Consider the following 19,954-nt stretch of genomic DNA (forward strand, 5'->3'; position numbering starts at 1 on the left):
GCATGAGCGTGGATCACTTCGACGAGGCCGGCACGGCGGTCCAGGCCGCTCTCGACGCCGGTGCCCGGTATGCGGACGCCCGGGTGATGCTGCGGCGCACCGAGACCATGAGCGCCCGCGACGGCGCGGTCGAGGACCTCAGTTCCGACGAGAGCGCGGGCATCGGGGTGCGGGCTCTGGTCGGCTCCAGCTGGGGTTTCTACGCCGTACCCGATCTGTCCGACGCCGCCGCCCGTGCGGCCGGCCGCCGGGCCGCCGGGATCGCCGCCGCCAGTGCCCTGGTGCCCGGCCCGGCGATCGACCTGGTCCCGACCGGCGCCGGCACGGCCAGCTGGGCCAGCCGGTGCGAGATCGACCCGCTCTCGGTGCCGCTGTCGGTCAAGGGTGACCTGCTGGTCGCGGCCACCGCGGCGGCCCGCGACGCGGGCGCCGACCTGGCCGAGGGGATCTACCAGATCTGGGACACCCGCAAGTGGTTCGCCTCCAGCGACGGTCACCGCATCGACCAGCACATCCGCGAGTGCGGCGCGGGCATCACCGCGAGCGCGTACGGCGACGGCGAGATCCAGCGCCGGTCCTGGCCCTCGCACCGCGGGCAGTACGGCACCCGCGGCTGGGAGCTGGTCGACGAGCTGGCCCTGACGGCCAACGCCGCCCGGATGGCCGACGAGGCGCGGGCGCTGCTGACCGCCCCGCTCTGCCCGTCCGGCGAGACCACGCTGATCCTCGGCGGTGAGCAGCTCGCCCTGCAGATCCACGAGTCGGTGGGCCACGCCATCGAGCTGGACCGCATCCTCGGCTGGGAGGCGGCCTTCGCCGGCACCTCCTGGCTCGACCTGGACCAGCTCGGCACCCTGCGGTACGGCTCCGACCTGATGAACATCACCATCGACCCGACCATCCCGGGCGCGCTGGGCAGCTTCGGCTACGACGACGAGGGCTCGCCGGCGGTCAAGCGCGACGCCGTCCGCAACGGCCGCTGGGTGGGCGTGCTGGCCGGGCGCGACTCCGCGGCGATGGCCGGCCTCGACTACGCCGGCAGCGTGCGCTCCGACGGCTGGGCGCGGCTGCCGATGGTGCGGATGACCAACGTCGGCCTGGAGCCGGGCCCGCACACCCTGGACGAGATCATCGCGGCGACCGACGACGGCGTGCTGATGGACATCAACCGGTCCTGGTCGATCGACGACCGCCGGCTCAACTTCCAGTTCGGCTGCGAAATCGGGTACGAAGTGAAGAACGGCAAGCGCGGGCGGATGCTGCGCAACCCGACGTACACGGGGATCGGCCCCAAGTTCTGGCAGTCGATGGACATGCTGTCCTCGGAGACGGTCGCCTGGGGCACGCCGAACTGCGGCAAGGGCCAGCCGGGCCAGATCGGGCACACCGGCCACCCGGCCGCACCGGCCCGGTTCACCGGCGTGCGCGTGGGGGTGCGGGGATGAGCGCCGAGCTCGATCTCGCGGCCCGGGTCGTCGAGCTGACCCGGCGGCTGGCCGGCCCGGGCGCCGAGGCCGAGGTGGTCGCGGCCCACTCCGCCGAGGCGCTGACCCGCTTCGCGAACTCGGCGATCCACCAGAACGTCGCCGACGCCACCACAACCGTGCGCCTGCGCCTGCACCTCGACGGGCGTACGGCCGGCGGCTCGACCACGGTGACCGACGCCGCGGGCCTGCAGTCGCTGGTCGAGCGCACCATCGCGGCCTCCCGCCTGTCCCCGCCCGACCAGGCGTGGCCGGGCCTCACCCCACCCACCCCGCTGCGGGAGTCCCCCGCCTTCGACGAGGCCACTGCCGCGGCGGGCCCGCACGAACGCGCCGCCCGCGTCCGCGACTTCGTCCGGGCGGCCGACGGGCTGGAGACGGCCGGCTTCTGCCGCACGACGTACTCCTCGGGCGGCTTCGCGAACACCGCCGGCCAGGCCGTCGAGGGCCGGGCCGCCGAAGCCGCGATGGACGGCATCGCCCGCCTCGCCGGCGCGGACGGCGTGGCCCGCCGCGCGAGCAGCCGCCTGACCGACCTGGACGGCACGGCCCTGGGCACCCGCGCGGCCGCGAAAGCGCGCGCCGGCGGCCGCCCGATCGAGCTGTCCCCGGGCCGCTACGAGGTTGTCCTGGAGCCCACCGCGGTCGCCGACATCCTCGACAACCTGGCCACCTTCGGCTTCAACGGCAAGGCCTTCGCCCAGCACCAGTCCTTCGCCGAGCTGGGCGCCCAGCAGTTCGACCAGGCGGTGACCATCCGCGACGAACCGCTGGGCGCGACCCTGCCGTTCGACCAGGAAGGCACCCCCCGCGGCACCCTGACCCTGGTCCAGCAGGGCACCACCACGGCGGTCAGCCACGACCGCACCTCAGCCGCCGAAGCGGGCGCGACCTCCACCGGCCACGCCGGCGCGGCATCCCGTTCCTGGGGACCGATCGCCTCGAACCTGGCGCTGGCCCCGGGCCGCGACGCCATTACTCCGGTGACCGGCGAGGGCCCGACGGCGGCGTCGGCTCGGGCCCTGGTCAGCGGCATGCGGCGGGGCCTGCTCATCACCGACTTCTGGTACACCCGGGTGCTCGACCAGAAGAGCCTGGTCATCACCGGCCTGACCCGGAACGGCGTCTGGCTGGTCGAGGACGGGGAGGTGACGGCGGCGGTGGGAAACATGCGGTTCACGCAGTCGTACCCGCAGGCCCTGGGACCGGGAGCGGTGCTCGGGGTGGGCACGGAGATAGAGACGCTGCCGGACCGGTGGACGGGGGTGCGGTACACGGCTCCGGCCCTGCACCTGCAGTCGTGGAATCTGACCGGGAACGCTTCTGGCTGATCCGGCGCCGGGCGGGATTGGTCGGAGCCGTGCCCGTGCCGTGCCGTGCCCGGTGGGTGGCGGGTGCGGCTGGTGGGGCACAACGGCCGGGTTGCCACGCGGCGGCCGGGCACGCAGGCGGCGGCCGGGCGGGCGGCGGCCGGGCGGGCGGGCGGTGGCCTGCCGGCCGGGCGGGCAGGCGCGGCCACGCAGGCGGCGGCCTACCTGCCGGGCGGGCGCGGTCACGCTGGGCCTGCCTGCTCTCCTGTGGACCGAGCGCAGAAGGAGTCGACCGACAAGACGCAGCGCTCCGCTCGCTGTCGAACTCCAGTGAGGATGCGCCTCGCGCGAAGCAGACGGCCTGGTGGGTCTCCCGGGCACGGACGCCTCGCGTTACTGGGCGGGGCATTGACCGGCGTGTTTCACTGGGCCGGTGAGCGCTGGATCGATGAGTGACGGGCCGCGTGACCAGGAGTCCGACGGCTACCGGACGGGCGACGAGCCGACCACCGGCCCGCCCGCCGGTGCTGTGTCCGCGTCCGCCTTCGACGCCGACGCGACGGCTGAGACCCGGGCCGGGGGCGGTGCAGGGTCCAGAGCCGGGAGCGGGCCGGGGGCCCGAGCCCGGACCGGATCAGGAACGGGAGCCGGGAGCGGGCCAGGAGCGCGGGCTGAGACCCGGCCCGGAAGCGGGGCGGGCGGGGCCGAACCATCCGATCCCGGCGGGGACGACGACGCCGGCCCGGGGACTGCCTCGTCCGGGCGGGACAGCCGGCCCGGCTTCGGGGTCAGGCCCCGCGCCAGGACGCGGACATCAGGGACCCGTCCCGGCGCCGCGCAGTCCACCGAGGCCGAGGCCGAGGTCAAGAAGCGGCGCAAGCGCCGGCTGATCGTCGCCGGGATCGCCGTGGCCGCCGCCCTTGTCGTCATTGCGCTCTGTGCCGGTGGGCTCGCTGTGCTGCGTGCCGTCTCCGGCTTCCAGGATGACGCCGCCGATGCGCGGGAGGATCGGCGGTTGCGGGACGGGGCCTGTCTCGAGCTCGAGGGCCGGCTCAACCGGCTCGTTCCGCCCGGGGCCACCACCACGCCGCAGGCGCGGGCCGTCGCCGTCCGGGACGAGAACGCCGCCACCCGGATCTACGTGGGCCGATTGGGCGATCAGCGGAGCAGTGACGGGTGGCGGGAGTTGCTCGATGCGCGTACCGCCTTCGCCGAGGCGCTCGATGCGCAGGCCAAGTCCCGTGCCCCCGCGTTTTTTGTCGCTCCCGCGCCCCGCGACGGGGTCGCGCTGGCCGATCAGCTGGCCCGATGGTCGCCCGCCGCCTGCGCCGGGCCGATCCGCCGGCTGGCCGCGCCCGACCTGTAGCGGGGTGGCGTCCGACTCGTCGCGAGCGGTAAGCCTTCCCTTACACGGCAGGAAGCTGACCTTCGTTGTAACGTGTGCCACACATTGCGGACGCACACCCCAAACAGGCGCGCCCGCCGGCAGATGCAGGCCACTGTCAGCACCGTCAGGGAGACGTCAATGACGACGACGGCAACGAGGTCGGATCCGGGGCGTTCGCGCGCTGCGATCGCGGCGAAGACGTTGCGTACGGACCGGTGGTGGTTTCCACCGCTGATCACCTTCGTGGGGTTGTCGGCGTGGGTGATCTACGCCACCGTCCGCGTGTTCATGCACAAGTGGTACTTCATCGAGGAGTACCACTACCTCACCCCGTTCTACTCACCGTGTCTGACCGACCGGTGCGTCGAGGGGTCGGCCCTGTTCGGCACCCCGCTGCCGAGCTTCTGGCTCCTCCCGGAAGCGGCGCTCACCCTGCCGTTCCTGCTGCTCTTCCGCCTCACCTGTTACTACTACCGCAAGGCCTACTACCGGGCCTTCTGGCTGTCGCCGCCGGCCTGCGCCGTGCCCGACGCGCACGAGAAGTACACCGGTGAGACGCGGTTCCCGCTGGTCTTCCAGAACCTGCACCGGTACGCGTTCTACGCCGCCGCCATCATCTCGGTCATCAACACCTGGGACGCCGTCATCGCGTTCCGCTCCGGTGACGAGTTCGGCTTCGGGCTGGGCAACGTGATCCTGGTCGGCAACGTGGTGATGCTGTGGGCGTACACGTTGTCCTGCCACTCCTGCCGGCACATCGTCGCCGGCCGGTTGAAGCACTTCTCCAAGCACCCGGTGCGCTACCGCTTCTGGGTCTTCGTGTCGAAGCTCAACGCCAAGCACATGCAGCTGGCGTGGATCACGCTCGGCACCCTCGCCCTGACCGACTTCTACATCATGGCGCTCGCGGCCGGCTGGTGGCCCGACCTGCGCTTCATCAACTAGAGGGCCCCCATGACAACCCGAATCGAACGACACCACTACGACGTCGTCGTGATCGGCGCCGGCGGCGCCGGGCTGCGGGCCGCCATCGAGGCCCGGCTCGCCGGCAAGCGCACCGCGATCATCAGCAAGTCGCTGTTCGGCAAGGCGCACACGGTCATGGCCGAGGGTGGCGCGGCCGCGGCCATGGGCAACGTGAACAGCCGCGACAACTGGATGGTGCACTTCCGCGACACCATGCGCGGCGGCAAGTTCCTGAACAACTTCCGGATGGCCGAGCTGCACGCCAAGGAGGCGCCGGAGCGGATCTGGGAGCTGGAGACCTACGGTGCGCTGTTCGACCGCACCAAGGACGGCAAGATCTCCCAGCGCAACTTCGGCGGCCACGAGTACCCGCGGCTCGCGCACGTCGGCGACCGGACCGGCCTGGAACTGATCCGCACCCTGCAGCAGAAGATCGTCTCGCTGCAGCAGGAGGACTTCGCCGAGACCGGCAACTACGACGCCAAGATCCGGGTCTTCTCCGAGACCACGATCACCGAGCTGCTGCTCGAGGGCGACCGGATCGCCGGGGCGTTCGGCTACTACCGCGAGTCGGGTGAGTTCATCCTGCTCGAGGCGCCCGCGGTCGTGCTGGCCACCGGCGGCGTCGGCCGCTCGTACAAGGTGACCTCGAACTCGTGGGAGTACACCGGTGACGGGCACGCCCTGGCCCTGCGGTCCGGCGCCACGCTGATCAACATGGAGTTCCTGCAGTTCCACCCGACCGGCATGGTGTGGCCGCCCAGCGTCAAGGGCATCCTGGTCACCGAGTCGGTCCGCGGTGACGGCGGCGTGCTCAAGAACACCGACGGCAAGCGGTTCATGTTCAACTACGTCCCCGACGTCTTCCGCAAGCAGTACGCGGAGACCGAGGAGGAGGCGGACCGCTGGTACAAGGACCCGGACAACAACCGGCGCCCGCCCGAGCTGCTGCCCCGCGACGAGGTCGCCCGGGCGATCAACAGCGAGGTCAAGGCCGGCCGGGGTACGAAGGCCGGCGGCGTCCTGCTCGACATCGCCAGCCGGCTCCCGGCCGAGGAGGTCCAGCGGCGGCCGCCCTCGATGTACCACCAGTTCAAGGAGCTGGCGGACGTCGACATCACCAAGGAGCCGATGGAGGTCGGCCCGACCTGTCACTACGTGATGGGCGGCGTCGAGGTGGACCCCGACTCGGCGGCGGCGTTCGGCCGGGTCGAGGGCCTGTTCGCGGCTGGTGAGGTCTCCGGCGGCATGCACGGCTCCAACCGGCTCGGCGGCAACTCGCTCTCCGACCTGCTGGTGTTCGGCAAGCGGGCCGGCGAGCACGCGGCCGCGTACGCCGACGCGCTCGGCAAGCGGCCCAAGGTCACCACCGGTGACGTGGAGAGGGCCGTGGACGCCGCGCTGGCCCCGCTGAGCCGGGAGAACGGCGAGAACCCGTACACGTTGCAGCAGGATCTGCAGGCCGTGATGGGCGACCTGGTCGGCATCATCCGCCGCGAGGGTGAGCTGACCGACGCGCTCAAGCGGCTCCAGGAGCTGAAGCTGCGGGTGGCCAACGTCGGCGCGGCCGGCGGGCGCCGGTACAACCCGGGCTGGCACCTCGCGCTGGACCTGCGCAACATGCTCATCGTCTCCGAGTGCACCGCGAAGGCGGCGCTGGAGCGTGAGGAGTCGCGTGGCGGGCACACCCGGGAGGACTTCCCGAAGATGAGTCCGCAGTGGCGCCTGGTCAACCTGGTCTGCTCGCTGGACGAGGCGGGCGACGTGCACCTGGAACGCAAACCGGTGCCGGCGATGCGCACGGAGCTGATCCAGCTCTTCGAGCGCACCGAGCTGAGCAAGTACATGACCGACGAAGAGCTCACGGAGGTGGAGTGATGAAGCGTCACTTTCGGGTGTGGCGGGGCGACGCTTCGGGCGGTGACCTCCAGGAGTTCGACGTCGAGGTGAACGAGGGCGAGGTCGTCCTCGACGTCATCCACCGGCTGCAGGCCACCGAGACCCCGGACCTGGCCTGCCGCTGGAACTGCAAGGCCGGCAAGTGCGGGTCCTGCTCGATGGAGATCAACGGCAAGCCCCGGCTGGGCTGCATGACGCGGATGTCCACCTTCACCGAGGACGAGACCGTCACGATCACGCCGCTGCGGGCCTTCCCGATCATCCGGGACCTGGTCACCGACGTCTCGTTCAACTACGAGAAGGCCCGCGAGACGCCGGCGTTCGCGCCGCCGCCCGGGGTCAAGCCGGGCGACTACCGGATGAAGCAGATCGACGTGGAACGCTCGCAGGAGTTCCGCAAGTGCATCGAGTGCTTCCTGTGCCAGAACACCTGCCACGTGGTCCGCGACCACGAGGAGAACAAGCCCGCGTTCTCCGGTCCGCGCTACTTCATCCGCGCCGCCGAGCTGGACATGCACCCGCTCGACGACCGGACGGACCGCAAGAACTACTCCCAGGAGCACCAGGGCCTGGGCTACTGCAACATCACCAAGTGCTGCACCGAGGTCTGCCCCGAGCACATCAAGATCACGGACAACGCGATCATCCCGATGAAGGAACGGGTCGTGGACAACCGCTACGACCCGCTGGTCTGGCTGGGCCGCAAGATCTTCCGCCGGGACCAGCTGGAGAGCACCCCGGCCCACGCCGGTGGTAGCCGCAGCTCCGGCAGCTCCAGCGGGGACTCGATGGCACCCAGCAACACCGAGGGTGTCACCGGGGTGGCGTCCGGGCTCGGCAGCTCCGGCTCGCGGCTGCCGGAAGGGCCGGCCGTCAACGCCGAGGGCCGGCTGGACGTGGCCGAGCTGCTGTCGCACCAGGCCGGCGGGCCGTCGCCGTTCGGCGACGACCAGGAGTTCCCGCTGCGCCAGGACGGGATCAGCTACCGGCATCCGGAGCCGGGCAAGGACTGAGCAACACCGGGAACGGCCCGCCGCGGCGGGCCGTTCCTGCTATTGCAGGAACGTCGCGACGGCGGCCACGAAACGCTCGGGGTCGTCGAGCCACGGCTGGTGGCCCGCTCCCGGCTGCACGACCAGGGTGGCGTCCGGGAAGAGCGCGGCGTAGTCGGTGACCGCGGGCGGCGGGCTGTTCAGGTCGACCTCGCCGGCCAGCAGCAGCACCGGGGCCGCGAAGGTGGCCAGGGCGGCCCGGGTCGCCTCCGGCGTGAACGCGCCGTCCGCCGCGAAAGCCTCGGCGATGGCCGGGTTCATCCGTTTGCTCGACTCGGCGTGCTGCCGCTGCGCCGCCGCGTCCCAGCGGCCGTACCGCAGCGGGGCGAGGGCCTCCCAATCGGCGTCCGTGCCCCTGCCCGCCCCGATCGCGGCCAGAGCCGCGGCGGCAGCCGGATACCAGGGCTCGTTCTTGCGGAGCTGAGCGGTCGCGCGGCGCATCTCGGCGGGGACCGGGATGCCGACGCCGACCAGGCTGGGGGTGATCAGGACCAGCTTGCTGACCGCGTCCGGGTGACGGGTCGCGTACTGCACCGCCACGTTGCCGCCGGCGGAGTGGCCGAGCAGGTCCATCCGGTCCAGGCCGAGGTGCTCGCGCAGAGCCGCCACGTCGCCGACCTGGCGGTCGCAGCGGTACGACCCGGTGTCCGCGGGGGTCGCGGACTCCCCGGTGCCGCGCGGATCGAGCAGCACCAGCCGGTGGTGCCGGGCCAGGCCGCCGAGATCCCCGAGGTACGCGGAGTCCTCCATCGGCCCCGGCAGGCAGACCAGCGGGTCACCCTCCCCGGCTGTGCGGTACGCGAGCCTGGTGCCGTCCGGCGCTGAGAAGGTGGGCATGACGCGCAGCCTGACAGCGCCACCGACCACCCGGAAGCGATTTAGTACGCACGTACGAAGTCGGCGTAGAGTGGCCGGGGTGAGTGCTTACCAGCCGTCGATGCTCGACCTCATGGCCGGCCCGTCCGCCTCCCTGCAGCCGCTGCCCGGCCGCCTGGTCCGGCACACGCTGACCGCGGGCGCCTGGGTCGACGTGTTCCCCGGCTGGGTGCGGGGCTCCGACCCGGTCTTCGAGACCCTGCTGACCGAGGTCGACTGGCGGGCCGAGCGCCGCGCGATGTACGACGGCGTGGTCGACGTCCCCCGCCTGCTGCGCTGGTACGGCCGCGGCGAGGCCCTCCCGCATCCGCTGTTGACGCAGGCCCGCGACCAGCTCTCCGCGCACTACGAGCCGGAGCTCGGTGAGGGTTTCGTGACGGCGGGCATGTGCCTCTACCGCGACGGCCGCGACAGCGTCGCCTGGCACGGCGACACCCTGGGCCGCTCGTCGCGGGAGGACACGATGGTGGCGATCGTGTCCTTCGGGTCCCCGCGCAATCTGATGCTGCGCCCCCGGGCAGGCGGGGCGGAGTCGCGGCGGTTCCCGCTGGGCCACGGCGACCTGATCGTGATGGGTGGCTCCTGCCAGCGCACCTGGGAGCACGCGATCCCGAAGACGGCCAAGCCGGTCGGTCCCCGGATCAGTGTCCAGTTCCGCCCGATCAACGTGGCTTAGTTGCAGACCGGCCACGGATAGTTGCCAAACCATCGACCTTCGGTAATGTTTCCCGGGCATTGACATGGCGTCTCAAGAACTTACACTCCAAGTGTAATAACTGCCGACCGCATGATCCTCCATCGAGGACGGTGCGGCGCTCCTCAGTGCCGAGGTGACGATGACCCGACCCGCGCCCGCCACCGACCCCGATTCCGATGGCCTCTCTCTGCACCGGATCGGCGTCCGGTTCGGCGGCCTGGTCGCTCTCGACGACGTCTCACTGCGGGTGCCACCCGGCCGTACGGTCGGTGTCATCGGCCCCAACGGCGCGGGCAAGACCACCCTCTTCAACGTGGTCTGCGGTTTTGTCACCCCGACCACCGGCACCATCACGCTGGACGGCCGGGCGCTGCGGCCCCGCCCGCACCGGCTGGCGCGGCTCGGCATCGCCCGCACGCTGCAGGGTGTCGGCCTCTTCGGCGGCCTGACGGTCCTGGAGAACGTCATGGTCGGCGCCGAGCACGCGGGCCGGCGACCCGAGAGCGCGTGGGAAGCGCTGGAGCGCTGCGGGGTGACCCCGCAGGCGCACGCACTGCCCGGCGGCCTGCCGTACGCGGTCCGCAAACGGGTCGCCCTGGCCCGCGCCCTCGTCGCCCAGCCCCGCCTGCTGCTGCTGGACGAGCCGGCCGGCGGCCTCGGTGCCGACGAGATCGCCGAGCTGGGCGAGCTGATCACCGGCCTGCCCTGCGCGGTGCTGCTGGTCGAGCACCACATGGACCTGGTCATGGCGGTCTGCGACGAGATCCTGGTGCTGGACTTCGGCAAGCCGGTCGCGCACGGGACCCCGGCTGAGATCCGCACGGACCAGGCAGTCGTGGACGCCTACCTCGGGGCTGCGGCATGACCGCGCTGCTCGAGGCCGAGCAGCTCACCGTCGGGTACGGCGCCGCGCCCGTGCTGCACAGCGTGGATCTGACGGTGGCCCAGGGTTCGATCACCGCCGTTCTCGGGGCCAACGGTGCCGGCAAGACGACGCTGCTGCGTACCCTCTCGGGTCTGCTCCGTCCGGCCACCGGCCGGGTCGTGCTCGACGGGCAGGACCTGCGCGGGGTGAAGGTCGAGCAGATGGTGCGCCGGGGCGTGGCCCACGTGCCCGAGGGCCGCGGCGTGGTCACCGAGCTGACCGTGGACGAGAACCTGCGGCTCGGCGGCCTGTGGCGCCGCGACCGGGTGGACGCCAAGCGCGCCCTGGACGAGGTGTACGACCTGTTCGAGCCGCTCGCCCGTCGTCGCCGCTTCCCCGGCCACCAGCTCTCCGGCGGGGAGCGGCAGATGCTCGCGCTCGGCCGGGCCCTGGTCGGCCGGCCGCGCCTGCTGCTGCTGGACGAGCCGTCGCTGGGCCTGGCGCCCAAGGTGACCGCCCAGATCATGGGCCTGCTGCGCACCCTGCGGGACCGCACCGGGCTGACCGTGCTGCTCGTCGAGCAGAACGTGCGCAGTGCCCTGTCGGTCGCCGACACGGGAATCGTGATGTCGCTGGGCCGGGTGGTCGCCAACGCGGACGCCGCCACCCTGCGCGACGACGAGGACATGCGGCACGCATACCTCGGTTTCTAGCGGAAGGAGGGCGATGGACCGGTTCGTGTTCCTGACGTTCGACGGCCTGAGCCGGGGTGCGGTGTACGCCGCGTTCGCCCTGGCCCTGGTCCTGATCTGGCGAGCCACCCGGATCGTCAACTTCGCCCAGGGCGCGATGGCGGTCGCGACCGCCTACGTCGGCTACTCGGTGTCGGCGGCGACCGGCTCGTACTGGCTGGGGTTCGCCGTGGCGGTGCTCGGCGGGCTGCTGCTGGGCGCCGTGACCGAGCGGGTGGTGATGCGTTTAGTCGACCACTCGTCGCACCTCAACGGCGTGGTCGTGGCACTCGGCCTGGTGCTCGTCATCCAGGGCGTGCTCGGCATGATCTACGGCAACGAGTTCCGTCCGGCCGAGGCGCCGTTCAGCCGCGAGGCGTTCACCGTCGGCGGGATCGCGCTGCTGTCCCGCTTCGACCTGTTCGTCTTCGGCGCGGTCTTCCTGGTGGTGGCGCTGCTGGTGGTGCTGTTCACCCGGACGTCGGTGGGGCTGCGGATGCGGGCCTCGGCGTTCGCGCCCGACGTGTCCCGGCTGCTCGGGGTGAACGTCGGCGGGATGCTGACGCTCGGCTGGGCGCTGGCGGCCGCGGTCGGCTCGCTGGCCGGCATGCTGGTCCTGCCGACGGAACTGGGGCTGCACCCCAACGCCATGGACATCGTGTTCGTGTCGTCGTTCACCGCGGCGGTGGTCGGCGGCCTGGACAGCGCGGTCGGCGCGGTCGCCGGCGGCCTGATCGTCGGGCTGCTGCTCTCCTACGTCAGCGGCTACCTGGGTGCCACGGTGGCCCCGATCGCCGTCCTGCTCCTGTTGGTCGTGGTGCTGCTGGGCCGGCCCGGCGGGCTGTTCTCCCGATCGGCGGCGAGAGCCGTATGAGCGTCACGCTGGCTCCGAAGGTGGACGCGGGCACCCGGGTCCCCGCCGCGCCCCGCAAGCACCGCTACCTGGTGTGGGCGGTCGTCGCGGCCGTGCTCATCGTGGCGCTGACCTATGCGCTGCCGCCGTTCCGCAACTATCAGCTCGCGACCGTGGGGGCGTACCTGTGCGTCACGGCCGGGCTCACCGTCCTCACCGGGCTCAACGGGCAGCTGTCGCTCGGGCACGGCGCGCTGATGGCCACCGGCGCCTACACGGTCGCGATGGTCCAGGAGAAGCTGGCCGGGCGGGGCCAGTGGACGCTGCTGGTCGCCGTGCTGGCCGGGATCGCCGTGGCCACGGTGGCCGGCGGGATCGTCGGGCTGGCGGCGGCCCGGTTGCGCGGACCGTACCTGGCCGGCCTCACGCTCGCGGTCGCCGTGGTGGTGCCGGCGATCGCGAGCACCTTCGACAAGACCTTCAACAGCGACCAGGGCCTGTCCGTGTACGTCGATCCGCCGCCGCTGGCGCTGGGCGCGACGTTCCCGTACGAGCGCTGGCAGGCGTGGCTGGCCTGGGCCGGCGCGCTGCTCACCGTGTTCCTGCTGGCGACGCTGGTCCGGGGGCGGTTCGGCCGGGCGCTGCGGGCCGTACGCGATGACGAGGCCGCCGCCCGCATCGCCGGGGTGAACGTCGCCCGTACCCAGGTCCTGGCTTTCGTGGTCAGCGCGGCCTGCGCCGGCCTCGGCGGCGCGCTGTTCGCCGTGCTCGCCCAGAGCGTCTCCCCCGGCGCCTTCCCGATCTCGCTGTCGCTGTTCCTGGTGATGGCCATCGTGATCGGCGGCCTGGGCAGCCTGGCCGGCGCGGTCTGGGGCGCGGTCCTGCTGGTGGCCCTGCCCGCCCTGACCCACTCGCTCACCGAACTGATCGACGTGTCGCCCGCGGTCGCCCAGCGGCTGGAGGGAAACCTGCCGCTGGCCCTGTTCGGCATCACGTTGATCGTCGTCATGCTCGCCGCACCCGGCGGTATCGCCTCACTACGACTCAGAAGGAGAAAGGCATGAGACGCATATGGTCCGCGCTCGCCGTGACGGCCCTGGTCGCTGCCGCCGCCGGTTGCAGCGGTGACGACGGGGGCGGAGGCAGCGGCGGGGGCGGCAGCGTTCCCGGCGTGACCGCCACCGACATCCTGGTCGGCACGCACATGCCGCTGACCGGCCCGGCCGCGGCCGGCTACTCGAAGATCGCCCCGGCCACCAAGGCCTACTTCGACTACGTCAACGCGAGCGGCGGCGTGCACGGCCGCAAGATCACCTACAAGATCATGGACGACACCTACAACCCGGCGACGACCCAGCAGGTGGTCCGCGAGCTGGTGCTGCAGGACAAGGTCTTCGCGATCCTGAACGGGCTGGGCACCCCGACGCACACCGGCGTGCTGGACTTCCTCAAGACCAACCGGGTCCCCGACCTGTTCGTGGCGTCCGGCAGCCGCAGCTGGGACCAGCCCGACAAGTATCCGGGCACCTTCGGCTTCAACGTCGACTACACCGTCGAGGGCAAGATCCTGGCCACCCACGTCAAGACCACCATGGCCGGCAAGAAGGTCTGCTTCCTCGGCCAGGACGACGACTTCGGCCGGGACGCCCTGGCCGGCATCGAGAAGATCCTCGGCCCGGTGGCCGCCAAGCAGTCGTACGTCACCAGCAACCCGAACGTCGGCCCGCAGATGGGCGCGCTCAAGCAGGCCGGCTGCCAGGTCGTCATGCTGGCGACCGTGCCGGGCTTCACCGCGCTCAGCCTGGGCACCGCGGCCAAGATCGCCTTCAAGCCGCAGTTCGTGGTCTCCCAGGTCGGCGCCGACCTCGGCACCCTGACCAAGCAGCTGGGCGCGGCGGCACCGCTGACCGAGGGCCTGATCTCGGACAACTACCTGCCGCTGAGCAACGACGAAGCCAACCCGTGGATCCAGCTCTACAAGAAGGTCAACGCGGCGCACAACGGCAACGCCGAGTTCGACAACAACATCGTCTACGGCATGTCCGTCGGCTATCTCTTCGTGCAGAGCCTGCAGGCCGCGGGCAAGGACCTGACCCGCGAAGGGCTGATCTCGGCGATCGAGAAGAACGGCTTCCAGGGACCGGGCCTCGCGCCGCTGCGCTTCTCGGCCGACGACCATTCCGGGTACGGCGGCATGCAGCTCTCCAGGGTCGAAGGTGGCAAGCAGACCTACTTCGGCCAGCCGTTCGAGACGGACGAGGGGGACGGCCCGGTGTCGGCGTACACGACACCGCCGGCAGCCCCGCCCGCGAACGGGATCCCGGCGGCCTCCTAGCCTGCCTGTGTCGGAGCGGTTGCGACTCGCCGCCGGCCCGGGCAGGGTTGGCGGCGAGAAAGTTACTCACTAGTAGGAGGTTCTGCCGGATGACGAAGCTCAACGGCGCCGTGGCCGTCGTGACCGGGGCCAGCCGGGGAATCGGGTTCGCCATCGCCCAGCGTTTCGTCGCCGAGGGTGCCAAGGTGTGCATCACCGGACGCGACGCCGGCGCCCTGGAGAACGCGGTGAAGGACCTGGGCGGGCCCGACGTCGCGATCGGCGTCGCGGGCAAGGGCGACGACGCCGGCCACCGGGCCGCCGTCATCGACACCGTGCTCGGCGCGTTCGGGCCGGTCACCCTGCTGGTGAACAACATCGGCATCAATCCGGCGTACGGGCCGCTGGGCTCCCTCGACCTGGGGGCGGCCCGCAAGATGATCGACGTCAACGTGCTCGGCACGCTGGGCTGGGTGCAGGAGGCGCTGCGCGGCGGGCTGGCCGAGCAGGGCGGCTCGATCGTCAACATCTCCTCGGTCTCCGGCGTACGCCCGGCCCCCGGCATCGCGTTCTACGGCGTGACCAAGGCCGCCCTGATCCACCTCACCGAGGAGCTCGCCGTCGAGCTGGCCCCGAAGATCCGGGTCAATGCGGTCGCTCCCGCCGTGATCAAGACCCGCTTCGCCACCGCGCTGTACGAGGGCCGCGAGGAACAGGTCGCCGCCACGTATCCGCTGGGCCGGCTCGGCGTGCCCGAGGACGTGGCCGGCACGGTCGCGTTCCTCTGCTCCGCCGACGCCGCCTGGATCACCGGCCAGACCGTGGTCATCGACGGCGGCGTCACCCTGACGGGTGCGGTGCAGTGAGCCTGCGGCGAGTGGTGGTCACCGGCGCCGGCAGCGGCATCGGCGCGGCCCTGGCCCGCCGGTTCGCGGCCGACGGCGCCCGGGTGGTCGTGAACGACCTGGACCCGGCCGCCGCCGAAGCCGTGGCCGCCGAGATCGGTGGCGTGGCCGTCCCGGGCGACGCGGGCAGCGAGGACGACGTGCGCCGGCTCGTCGACACGGCGTGGTCCGAGCTCGGCGGCGTGGACCTGTTCTGCGCCAACGCCGGCATCCTGACCGCCGGGTCGGCCGAGGCACCCGACGCCGCCTGGCAACGGGCCTGGCAGATCAACGTCATGTCGCACGTGTACGTGGCCCGCGCGGTGCTTCCCCGCTGGCTGGAGAACGGTGGCGGGCGGCTGCTGTTCACCGTCTCCGCGGCCGGGCTGCTGACCCTGCTCGGCAGTGCGCCGTACTCGGTCACCAAGCACGCCGCGCTGGGCTTCGCCGAGTGGCTGCGCGCCACGTACGCCCACCGCGGCATCACCGTCCAGGCGCTGTGCCCGCAGGGCGTCCGCACCGACATGCTCGGCAGCGGCTCGGACAGCGCCAGCCGGGCCCAGCTCGCCGCGACCGCGATGGATCCGGCCGAGGTCGCCGCCGTGGTCGCCAAGGCCCTGGAGGGCGACAGCTTTCTGGTGCTGCCGCACCCCGAGGTCGCCGAGTACTACCGGCGCCGCGCCACCGACACCGACCGCTGGCTGGGCGGGATGAACAAGATCCAGCGCGGCTTCGACACGGCGGCCACCGCATGACCGGCCTCCGCGGACTCGACCTGGACAGGCTCCAGGCGCACCTCGGCTCCGGCCCGCTGACCGCCACGATGTTCGCCGGCGGCCGGTCCAACCTCACGTACGCGGTCACCGACGGCACCGAGCGCTGGGTCCTGCGCCGCCCGCCGCTCGGGCACGTCCTGCCGACCGCGCACGACATGGTCCGCGAGCACCGGGTGCTGCAGGCGTTGTCGGCGGCCGGCTTCCCGGCGCCCCGCCCGGTGCTGCTGTGCGCAGACACAGACGGCATCGGCGCGCCGTTCTACCTGATGGAGCACGTCGACGGCACGATCTACCGCGACGTGGCCGACCTGGAGACGATGGGCCCGGCGGCGATGCACACGCTGGTGCTGTCGCTGGTGGACACGCTGGCCGACCTGCACGCGCTGGACCCGGCGGCGATCGGGCTGGCCGACTTCGGCCGCCCCGAGGGCTTCAACGAGCGCCAGGTCCGCCGGTGGAAGAAGCAGCTCGACGCGTCGCGCAGCCGCGAGGTGCCGGGCATCGAGGAGCTGCACGCCCGGCTGGCCGCGGACATCCCGGCCGGCGCCGGCGCCGTGGTGCACGGCGACTACCGGCTGGACAACGTGCTGATCGGCCCGCGGCTGGAGATCAACGCGGTGCTGGACTGGGAGATGTCCACGCTGGGTGACCCGCTCAGCGACGTGGCTCTGATGCTGGTCTACGCGGGCCGTCCGCTGCTTGTCGGTGGCCGCTCGTCCATCTCCGTACCCGGGCATCCGAGCCTCGCGGAGATGGCCGGCCACTATGCGAAACGCTCCGGCCGCGACGTCTCCGACCTGCACTGGTACGTCGGTTTCGCGGCTTTCAAGCTCGCCGTCATCCTCGAGGGCGTGCACTACCGCTACGTTCAGGGCCAGACGGTGGGCGAGGGCTTCGACACGGTCGGCGCGCTCGTGGCGCCGCTGGTCGCACAAGGTCATGAGTCACTCGACGGAACGCTGGAGGGGAACTGATGGACTTCGCGTTCGATGCCCGCACCGAGGATTACCGCAAGCGCCTGCTCGCCTTCCTCGACGAGTACGTCTACCCCGCTGAGGTCACCTTCGACGAGGAGTACGCCGGCGACTGGTCCCCACCCCCGGTCATCGCCCGCCTGCAGGCCAAGGCCCGCGAGGCCGGCCTGTGGAACCTCTTCCTGCCCGGTGAGCACGGCGCCGGCCTGACCAACCTGCAGTACGCGCCACTGGCCGAGCTGACCGGCCGCAGCCCGGCGATCGCCCCGCCCGCGCTCAACTGCGCCGCCCCGGACACCGGCAACATGGAGGTGCTGGCCCAGTTCGGCAGCCCGGCCCAGCGCGAGCAGTGGCTGCGCCCCCTGCTGAACGGCGAGATCCGCTCGGCCTTCGCGATGACCGAGCCGCAGGTGGCGTCCTCGGACGCGACGAACATCGGCACCCGGATCACCCGCGACGGCGACGAGTACGTGATCAACGGCCGCAAGTTCTACATCTCCGGCGCGATGAACCCGAACTGCCGGATCTTCATCGTGATGGGCAAGACCGACCCCGGGGCCGCCCGGCACGTGCAGCAGAGCATGATCCTGGTCCCCCGGGACACCCCCGGCCTGACCGTGCAGCGCGGCATGACCGTCTTCGGCTACGACGACGGCGACCACGGCGGCCACGCCGAGATGCTCTTCGACGACGTCCGGGTGCCGGCGGCGAACCTGATCGGCGAGGAGGGCTCCGGCTTCGCCATCTCGCAGGCCCGGCTGGGCCCCGGCCGGATCCACCACTGCATGCGGCTGATCGGGATGGCCGAGCGGGCGCTGGAGCTCATGTGCCGGCGGGCGCTGACCCGGACACCGTTCGGCAAGCCGCTGGCCGAGCAGGGTGTCGTGCAGGAGTGGATCGCGGAGTCGCGGGTCCGCATCGAGCAGGCCCGGCTGCTGGTCCTCAAGGCGGCCTGGCTGATGGACACGGTCGGCAACAAGGGCGCGCACACCGAGATCCAGGCCATCAAGATCATCGTGCCGGGCACCGCCGAATGGATCATCGACAAGGCCATCCAGGCCCACGGCGCCGCCGGCGTCGGTCAGGACACCCCGCTGGCCCGCCTGTGGGCGCAGTCGCGCACGCTGCGGCTCGCCGACGGCCCCGACGAGGTGCACAAGCGCTCGCTGGCGCGCCGCGAGCTCAACCGCTATCGGAGCGCCTGATGCCGGCTGCCTCACCCCGTCCACCCCAGCGCATCGACGGCCGTACGGCCCGCTCGGAGCGCACCCGCAACGCCATCGTCGAGGCGCACGTGGCGCTGATCCTCGAGGGTGACCTGCGCCCGACCGCGGACCGCATCGCCAAGCAGGCGGGAGTGTCGCTGCGCGCGCTGTGGAGCCACTTCGCCGACATGGAGGCGCTGTTCGCGGCCAGCGGCGAGCGGATCCTGGAGCAGCGCGACGAGGCCCACGAGGCGATCCCGGCGGACCTGCCGCTGGCGGCGCGCATCGACGCGTACTGCCACCAGCGGGCCCGGATGCTGGAGCACATCGCGCCGGCGGCCAAGGCGTCCGCGCTGAAGGAGCCGTTCTCCCCGGCGTTGCAGAGCTACCGCCGCAGCCACGTGGACCGGATCCGGACCGAGCTGAAGATCCTGTTCGCCCGCGAGCTCAACGGCGACGAGACCCTGCTGGCCGCCCTGACGGCGACCAGCATGTGGCCGACGTGGGGCACGCTGCGCGACGCGATGGGCCTGGAGCCGGACGCGGCCCGGCTGGTGCTGACCCGCGCGGTGACAGCGCTGCTGACTGCCCGCTGACCGGCCGCTCATCGACCCCGGAAAGACACGCCAGAAAATCTGTCCCTGAAAAACTAGATTTCTTGGGCGATGGCGACTAACGTATCTCTTGTCGAACTGAGAACGTCAAGACGCGGACGTACCCGCCCGGCCGTGAGGTCACGACGGGCGCAGCACCAGGAAGTAGGCAGCACCCACGCCTAAGCGGCGGGGTTCTGCAGATCCGCCGCACGTGGCAGGGCCGAGAAGTATGCGTGGGGCTCCACCACCGGCGGGGAAGTGCGCAGTACGCATCACGTCAGAGCAAGTGGAACGCAGAGGAAAGGGAGGGTTGACGCACCGTTGGATCGCCCGCTTCGACTGCTCTACCGGGTCGAGTGGACACCGCAGTTTCCATCGAACGAGAGGTGGTCTCCGGTCACGCTTACGCGATCCTCGCACCCGAAACCGTTACACACGGCTGGTGCGGATTAGACAAACCGACGCGACTGTCGGCAGATGGTGTTCTAAAACCCGATAACCCTGGGCCCCGGCGCGATCAGCGCCGGGGCCCTCGACACGGAGGTGACATGGCCCAACCCGACGACATGTTCGGTGACGAGGACTACCCCGCCTACACCATGGGCCGCGCCGCAGAGATCGTCGGCGTATCGCAGGACTTTCTGCGCCGGCTCGGCGACGCGAAACTGATCGACCCGTTCCGCTCCCCCGGCGGACACCGGCGCTACTCCCGCTACCAGCTGCGGCTGGCGGCCCGCGCCAAGGAGATGGTGGACGAAGGCACGGCCCTGGAGGCGGCGTGCCGGATCATCATCCTGCAGGACCAGCTCGAAGAAGCGCTCCGGGTCAACGAATCCCTGCGCAGTAACGAGAACAGCAACGCAGAATGACCACTCGCCGCCCCCGGCACGCGGTCCCGCCCATCACCCGGCCGGGGCCGTTCGTCATTCCGGGCACCGTCCGGCATCCGGCCGCGGGCCGCCCCACCCACGAGGATCGGCACGGCATCCCGGTGGCCTTCACGCCCGGCCGGACCACGCTGCCTGGCATTCCCGGCGACTCCTCGCCCCACCGCTTCACCCACGCTGATCGGCTCCCGGCGCCTT

At 71.6% G+C, this 19,954-nt stretch carries 20 protein-coding genes; 19 read left to right on the top strand and 1 reads right to left on the bottom strand.

What is annotated here, in order from left to right; genetic code table 11:
- Positions 1–8: 8 nt before the first annotated feature.
- From Aau02nite_RS26475 to Aau02nite_RS26500, 6 genes are all read left to right on the top strand, one after another.
- Positions 9–1,445 (top strand): TldD/PmbA family protein, encoded by a 1,437-nt coding sequence (locus Aau02nite_RS26475; RefSeq protein ID WP_438841174.1) that lies wholly within the window; start codon positions 9–11, stop codon positions 1,443–1,445.
- On the top strand, positions 1,442–2,815 hold the full coding sequence (locus Aau02nite_RS26480) for a TldD/PmbA family protein (protein WP_212991253.1): 1,374 nt from the start codon (positions 1,442–1,444) through the stop codon (positions 2,813–2,815). Before Aau02nite_RS26475 ends, Aau02nite_RS26480 begins: the two co-directional genes overlap by 4 nt.
- Before the next feature lie 427 nt (positions 2,816–3,242).
- Positions 3,243–4,160, top strand: a complete 918-nt coding sequence (locus Aau02nite_RS26485; RefSeq protein ID WP_212991254.1) for a hypothetical protein — start codon at positions 3,243–3,245, stop codon at positions 4,158–4,160.
- Between the two features lie 159 nt (positions 4,161–4,319).
- The gene (gene sdhC / locus Aau02nite_RS26490; protein WP_212991255.1) at positions 4,320–5,126 is read left to right on the top strand and encodes a succinate dehydrogenase subunit SdhC; all 807 of its coding nucleotides are present in this window, start codon (positions 4,320–4,322) and stop codon (positions 5,124–5,126) included.
- A gap of 9 nt (positions 5,127–5,135) precedes the next feature.
- Positions 5,136–7,025: a fumarate reductase/succinate dehydrogenase flavoprotein subunit gene (locus tag Aau02nite_RS26495; protein WP_212991256.1), complete on the top strand. Its 1,890-nt coding sequence runs from the start codon at positions 5,136–5,138 to the stop codon at positions 7,023–7,025.
- Positions 7,025–8,059 (top strand): succinate dehydrogenase/fumarate reductase iron-sulfur subunit, encoded by a 1,035-nt coding sequence (locus Aau02nite_RS26500; RefSeq protein WP_212991257.1) that lies wholly within the window; start codon positions 7,025–7,027, stop codon positions 8,057–8,059. Before Aau02nite_RS26495 ends, Aau02nite_RS26500 begins: the two co-directional genes overlap by 1 nt.
- Before the next feature lie 39 nt (positions 8,060–8,098).
- Here Aau02nite_RS26500 and Aau02nite_RS26505 read toward each other — a convergent pair whose 3' ends face one another.
- On the bottom strand, positions 8,099–8,935 hold the full coding sequence (locus Aau02nite_RS26505) for an alpha/beta fold hydrolase (RefSeq protein WP_212991258.1): 837 nt from the start codon (positions 8,933–8,935) through the stop codon (positions 8,099–8,101).
- Positions 8,936–9,035: 100 nt separating this feature from the next.
- Here Aau02nite_RS26505 and Aau02nite_RS26510 point away from each other — a divergent pair, with 100 nt between their 5' ends.
- The 13 genes from Aau02nite_RS26510 to Aau02nite_RS26570 form a co-directional block, all read left to right on the top strand.
- On the top strand, positions 9,036–9,650 hold the full coding sequence (locus Aau02nite_RS26510; RefSeq protein ID WP_212991303.1) for an alpha-ketoglutarate-dependent dioxygenase AlkB: 615 nt from the start codon (positions 9,036–9,038) through the stop codon (positions 9,648–9,650).
- Between the two features lie 160 nt (positions 9,651–9,810).
- Positions 9,811–10,536 carry an ABC transporter ATP-binding protein gene (locus Aau02nite_RS26515; protein ID WP_212991259.1) on the top strand — a complete coding sequence of 242 codons (726 nt, stop codon included), beginning with the start codon at positions 9,811–9,813 and terminating at the stop codon, positions 10,534–10,536.
- Positions 10,533–11,249, top strand: coding sequence for an ABC transporter ATP-binding protein (locus tag Aau02nite_RS26520; protein ID WP_212991260.1), 717 nt, complete (start codon positions 10,533–10,535; stop codon positions 11,247–11,249). The genes Aau02nite_RS26515 and Aau02nite_RS26520 overlap by 4 nt, the downstream gene beginning before the upstream one ends.
- Positions 11,250–11,262: 13 nt before the next feature.
- Positions 11,263–12,141: a branched-chain amino acid ABC transporter permease gene (locus tag Aau02nite_RS26525; RefSeq protein WP_212991261.1), complete on the top strand. Its 879-nt coding sequence runs from the start codon at positions 11,263–11,265 to the stop codon at positions 12,139–12,141.
- Positions 12,138–13,184, top strand: coding sequence for a branched-chain amino acid ABC transporter permease (locus Aau02nite_RS26530; RefSeq protein WP_212991262.1), 1,047 nt, complete (start codon positions 12,138–12,140; stop codon positions 13,182–13,184). The genes Aau02nite_RS26525 and Aau02nite_RS26530 overlap by 4 nt, the downstream gene beginning before the upstream one ends.
- Positions 13,181–14,455: an ABC transporter substrate-binding protein gene (locus Aau02nite_RS26535; RefSeq protein WP_212991263.1), complete on the top strand. Its 1,275-nt coding sequence runs from the start codon at positions 13,181–13,183 to the stop codon at positions 14,453–14,455. The genes Aau02nite_RS26530 and Aau02nite_RS26535 overlap by 4 nt, the downstream gene beginning before the upstream one ends.
- Before the next feature lie 89 nt (positions 14,456–14,544).
- Positions 14,545–15,300: an SDR family oxidoreductase gene (locus Aau02nite_RS26540; protein WP_212991264.1), complete on the top strand. Its 756-nt coding sequence runs from the start codon at positions 14,545–14,547 to the stop codon at positions 15,298–15,300.
- A gap of 2 nt (positions 15,301–15,302) precedes the next feature.
- The gene (locus Aau02nite_RS26545) at positions 15,303–16,073 is read left to right on the top strand and encodes an SDR family oxidoreductase (RefSeq protein WP_307857957.1); all 771 of its coding nucleotides are present in this window, start codon (positions 15,303–15,305) and stop codon (positions 16,071–16,073) included.
- Complete coding sequence (locus Aau02nite_RS26550) at positions 16,070–17,068, top strand: phosphotransferase family protein (RefSeq protein WP_212991266.1); 999 nt, start codon at positions 16,070–16,072, stop codon at positions 17,066–17,068. Before Aau02nite_RS26545 ends, Aau02nite_RS26550 begins: the two co-directional genes overlap by 4 nt.
- Positions 17,068–18,273, top strand: coding sequence for an acyl-CoA dehydrogenase family protein (locus Aau02nite_RS26555; RefSeq protein ID WP_212991267.1), 1,206 nt, complete (start codon positions 17,068–17,070; stop codon positions 18,271–18,273). Before Aau02nite_RS26550 ends, Aau02nite_RS26555 begins: the two co-directional genes overlap by 1 nt.
- A complete protein-coding gene (locus Aau02nite_RS26560) occupies positions 18,273–18,869 on the top strand; it encodes a TetR/AcrR family transcriptional regulator (protein WP_212991268.1) in 597 nt (198 codons plus the stop codon). Before Aau02nite_RS26555 ends, Aau02nite_RS26560 begins: the two co-directional genes overlap by 1 nt.
- Before the next feature lie 548 nt (positions 18,870–19,417).
- Positions 19,418–19,738 (top strand): MerR family transcriptional regulator, encoded by a 321-nt coding sequence (locus Aau02nite_RS26565; protein WP_212991269.1) that lies wholly within the window; start codon positions 19,418–19,420, stop codon positions 19,736–19,738.
- Positions 19,735–19,954: hypothetical protein (locus Aau02nite_RS26570; RefSeq protein ID WP_212991270.1), on the top strand; the 220-nt coding region annotated here is incomplete at its 3' end. The genes Aau02nite_RS26565 and Aau02nite_RS26570, both read left to right, overlap by 4 nt.

This window comes from Actinoplanes auranticolor, assembly GCF_018332655.1.
Taxonomy (GTDB): domain Bacteria; phylum Actinomycetota; class Actinomycetes; order Mycobacteriales; family Micromonosporaceae; genus Actinoplanes; species Actinoplanes auranticolor.

Coding starts and splice junctions, on each gene's coding strand:
- Aau02nite_RS26565 (WP_212991269.1), top strand. CDS start 19,418: ATGGCCCAACCCGACGACATGTTCGGTGACGAGGACTACCCCGCCTAC.
- Aau02nite_RS26555 (WP_212991267.1), top strand. CDS start 17,068: ATGGACTTCGCGTTCGATGCCCGCACCGAGGATTACCGCAAGCGCCTG.
- Aau02nite_RS26525 (WP_212991261.1), top strand. CDS start 11,263: ATGGACCGGTTCGTGTTCCTGACGTTCGACGGCCTGAGCCGGGGTGCG.
- Aau02nite_RS26530 (WP_212991262.1), top strand. CDS start 12,138: ATGAGCGTCACGCTGGCTCCGAAGGTGGACGCGGGCACCCGGGTCCCC.
- Aau02nite_RS26535 (WP_212991263.1), top strand. CDS start 13,181: ATGAGACGCATATGGTCCGCGCTCGCCGTGACGGCCCTGGTCGCTGCC.
- Aau02nite_RS26550 (WP_212991266.1), top strand. CDS start 16,070: ATGACCGGCCTCCGCGGACTCGACCTGGACAGGCTCCAGGCGCACCTC.
- Aau02nite_RS26480 (WP_212991253.1), top strand. CDS start 1,442: ATGAGCGCCGAGCTCGATCTCGCGGCCCGGGTCGTCGAGCTGACCCGG.
- sdhC (WP_212991255.1), top strand. CDS start 4,320: ATGACGACGACGGCAACGAGGTCGGATCCGGGGCGTTCGCGCGCTGCG.
- Aau02nite_RS26495 (WP_212991256.1), top strand. CDS start 5,136: ATGACAACCCGAATCGAACGACACCACTACGACGTCGTCGTGATCGGC.
- Aau02nite_RS26500 (WP_212991257.1), top strand. CDS start 7,025: ATGAAGCGTCACTTTCGGGTGTGGCGGGGCGACGCTTCGGGCGGTGAC.
- Aau02nite_RS26540 (WP_212991264.1), top strand. CDS start 14,545: ATGACGAAGCTCAACGGCGCCGTGGCCGTCGTGACCGGGGCCAGCCGG.
- Aau02nite_RS26560 (WP_212991268.1), top strand. CDS start 18,273: ATGCCGGCTGCCTCACCCCGTCCACCCCAGCGCATCGACGGCCGTACG.
- Aau02nite_RS26485 (WP_212991254.1), top strand. CDS start 3,243: ATGAGTGACGGGCCGCGTGACCAGGAGTCCGACGGCTACCGGACGGGC.
- Aau02nite_RS26515 (WP_212991259.1), top strand. CDS start 9,811: ATGACCCGACCCGCGCCCGCCACCGACCCCGATTCCGATGGCCTCTCT.
- Aau02nite_RS26510 (WP_212991303.1), top strand. CDS start 9,036: ATGCTCGACCTCATGGCCGGCCCGTCCGCCTCCCTGCAGCCGCTGCCC.
- Aau02nite_RS26520 (WP_212991260.1), top strand. CDS start 10,533: ATGACCGCGCTGCTCGAGGCCGAGCAGCTCACCGTCGGGTACGGCGCC.
- Aau02nite_RS26505 (WP_212991258.1), bottom strand. CDS start 8,935: ATGCCCACCTTCTCAGCGCCGGACGGCACCAGGCTCGCGTACCGCACA.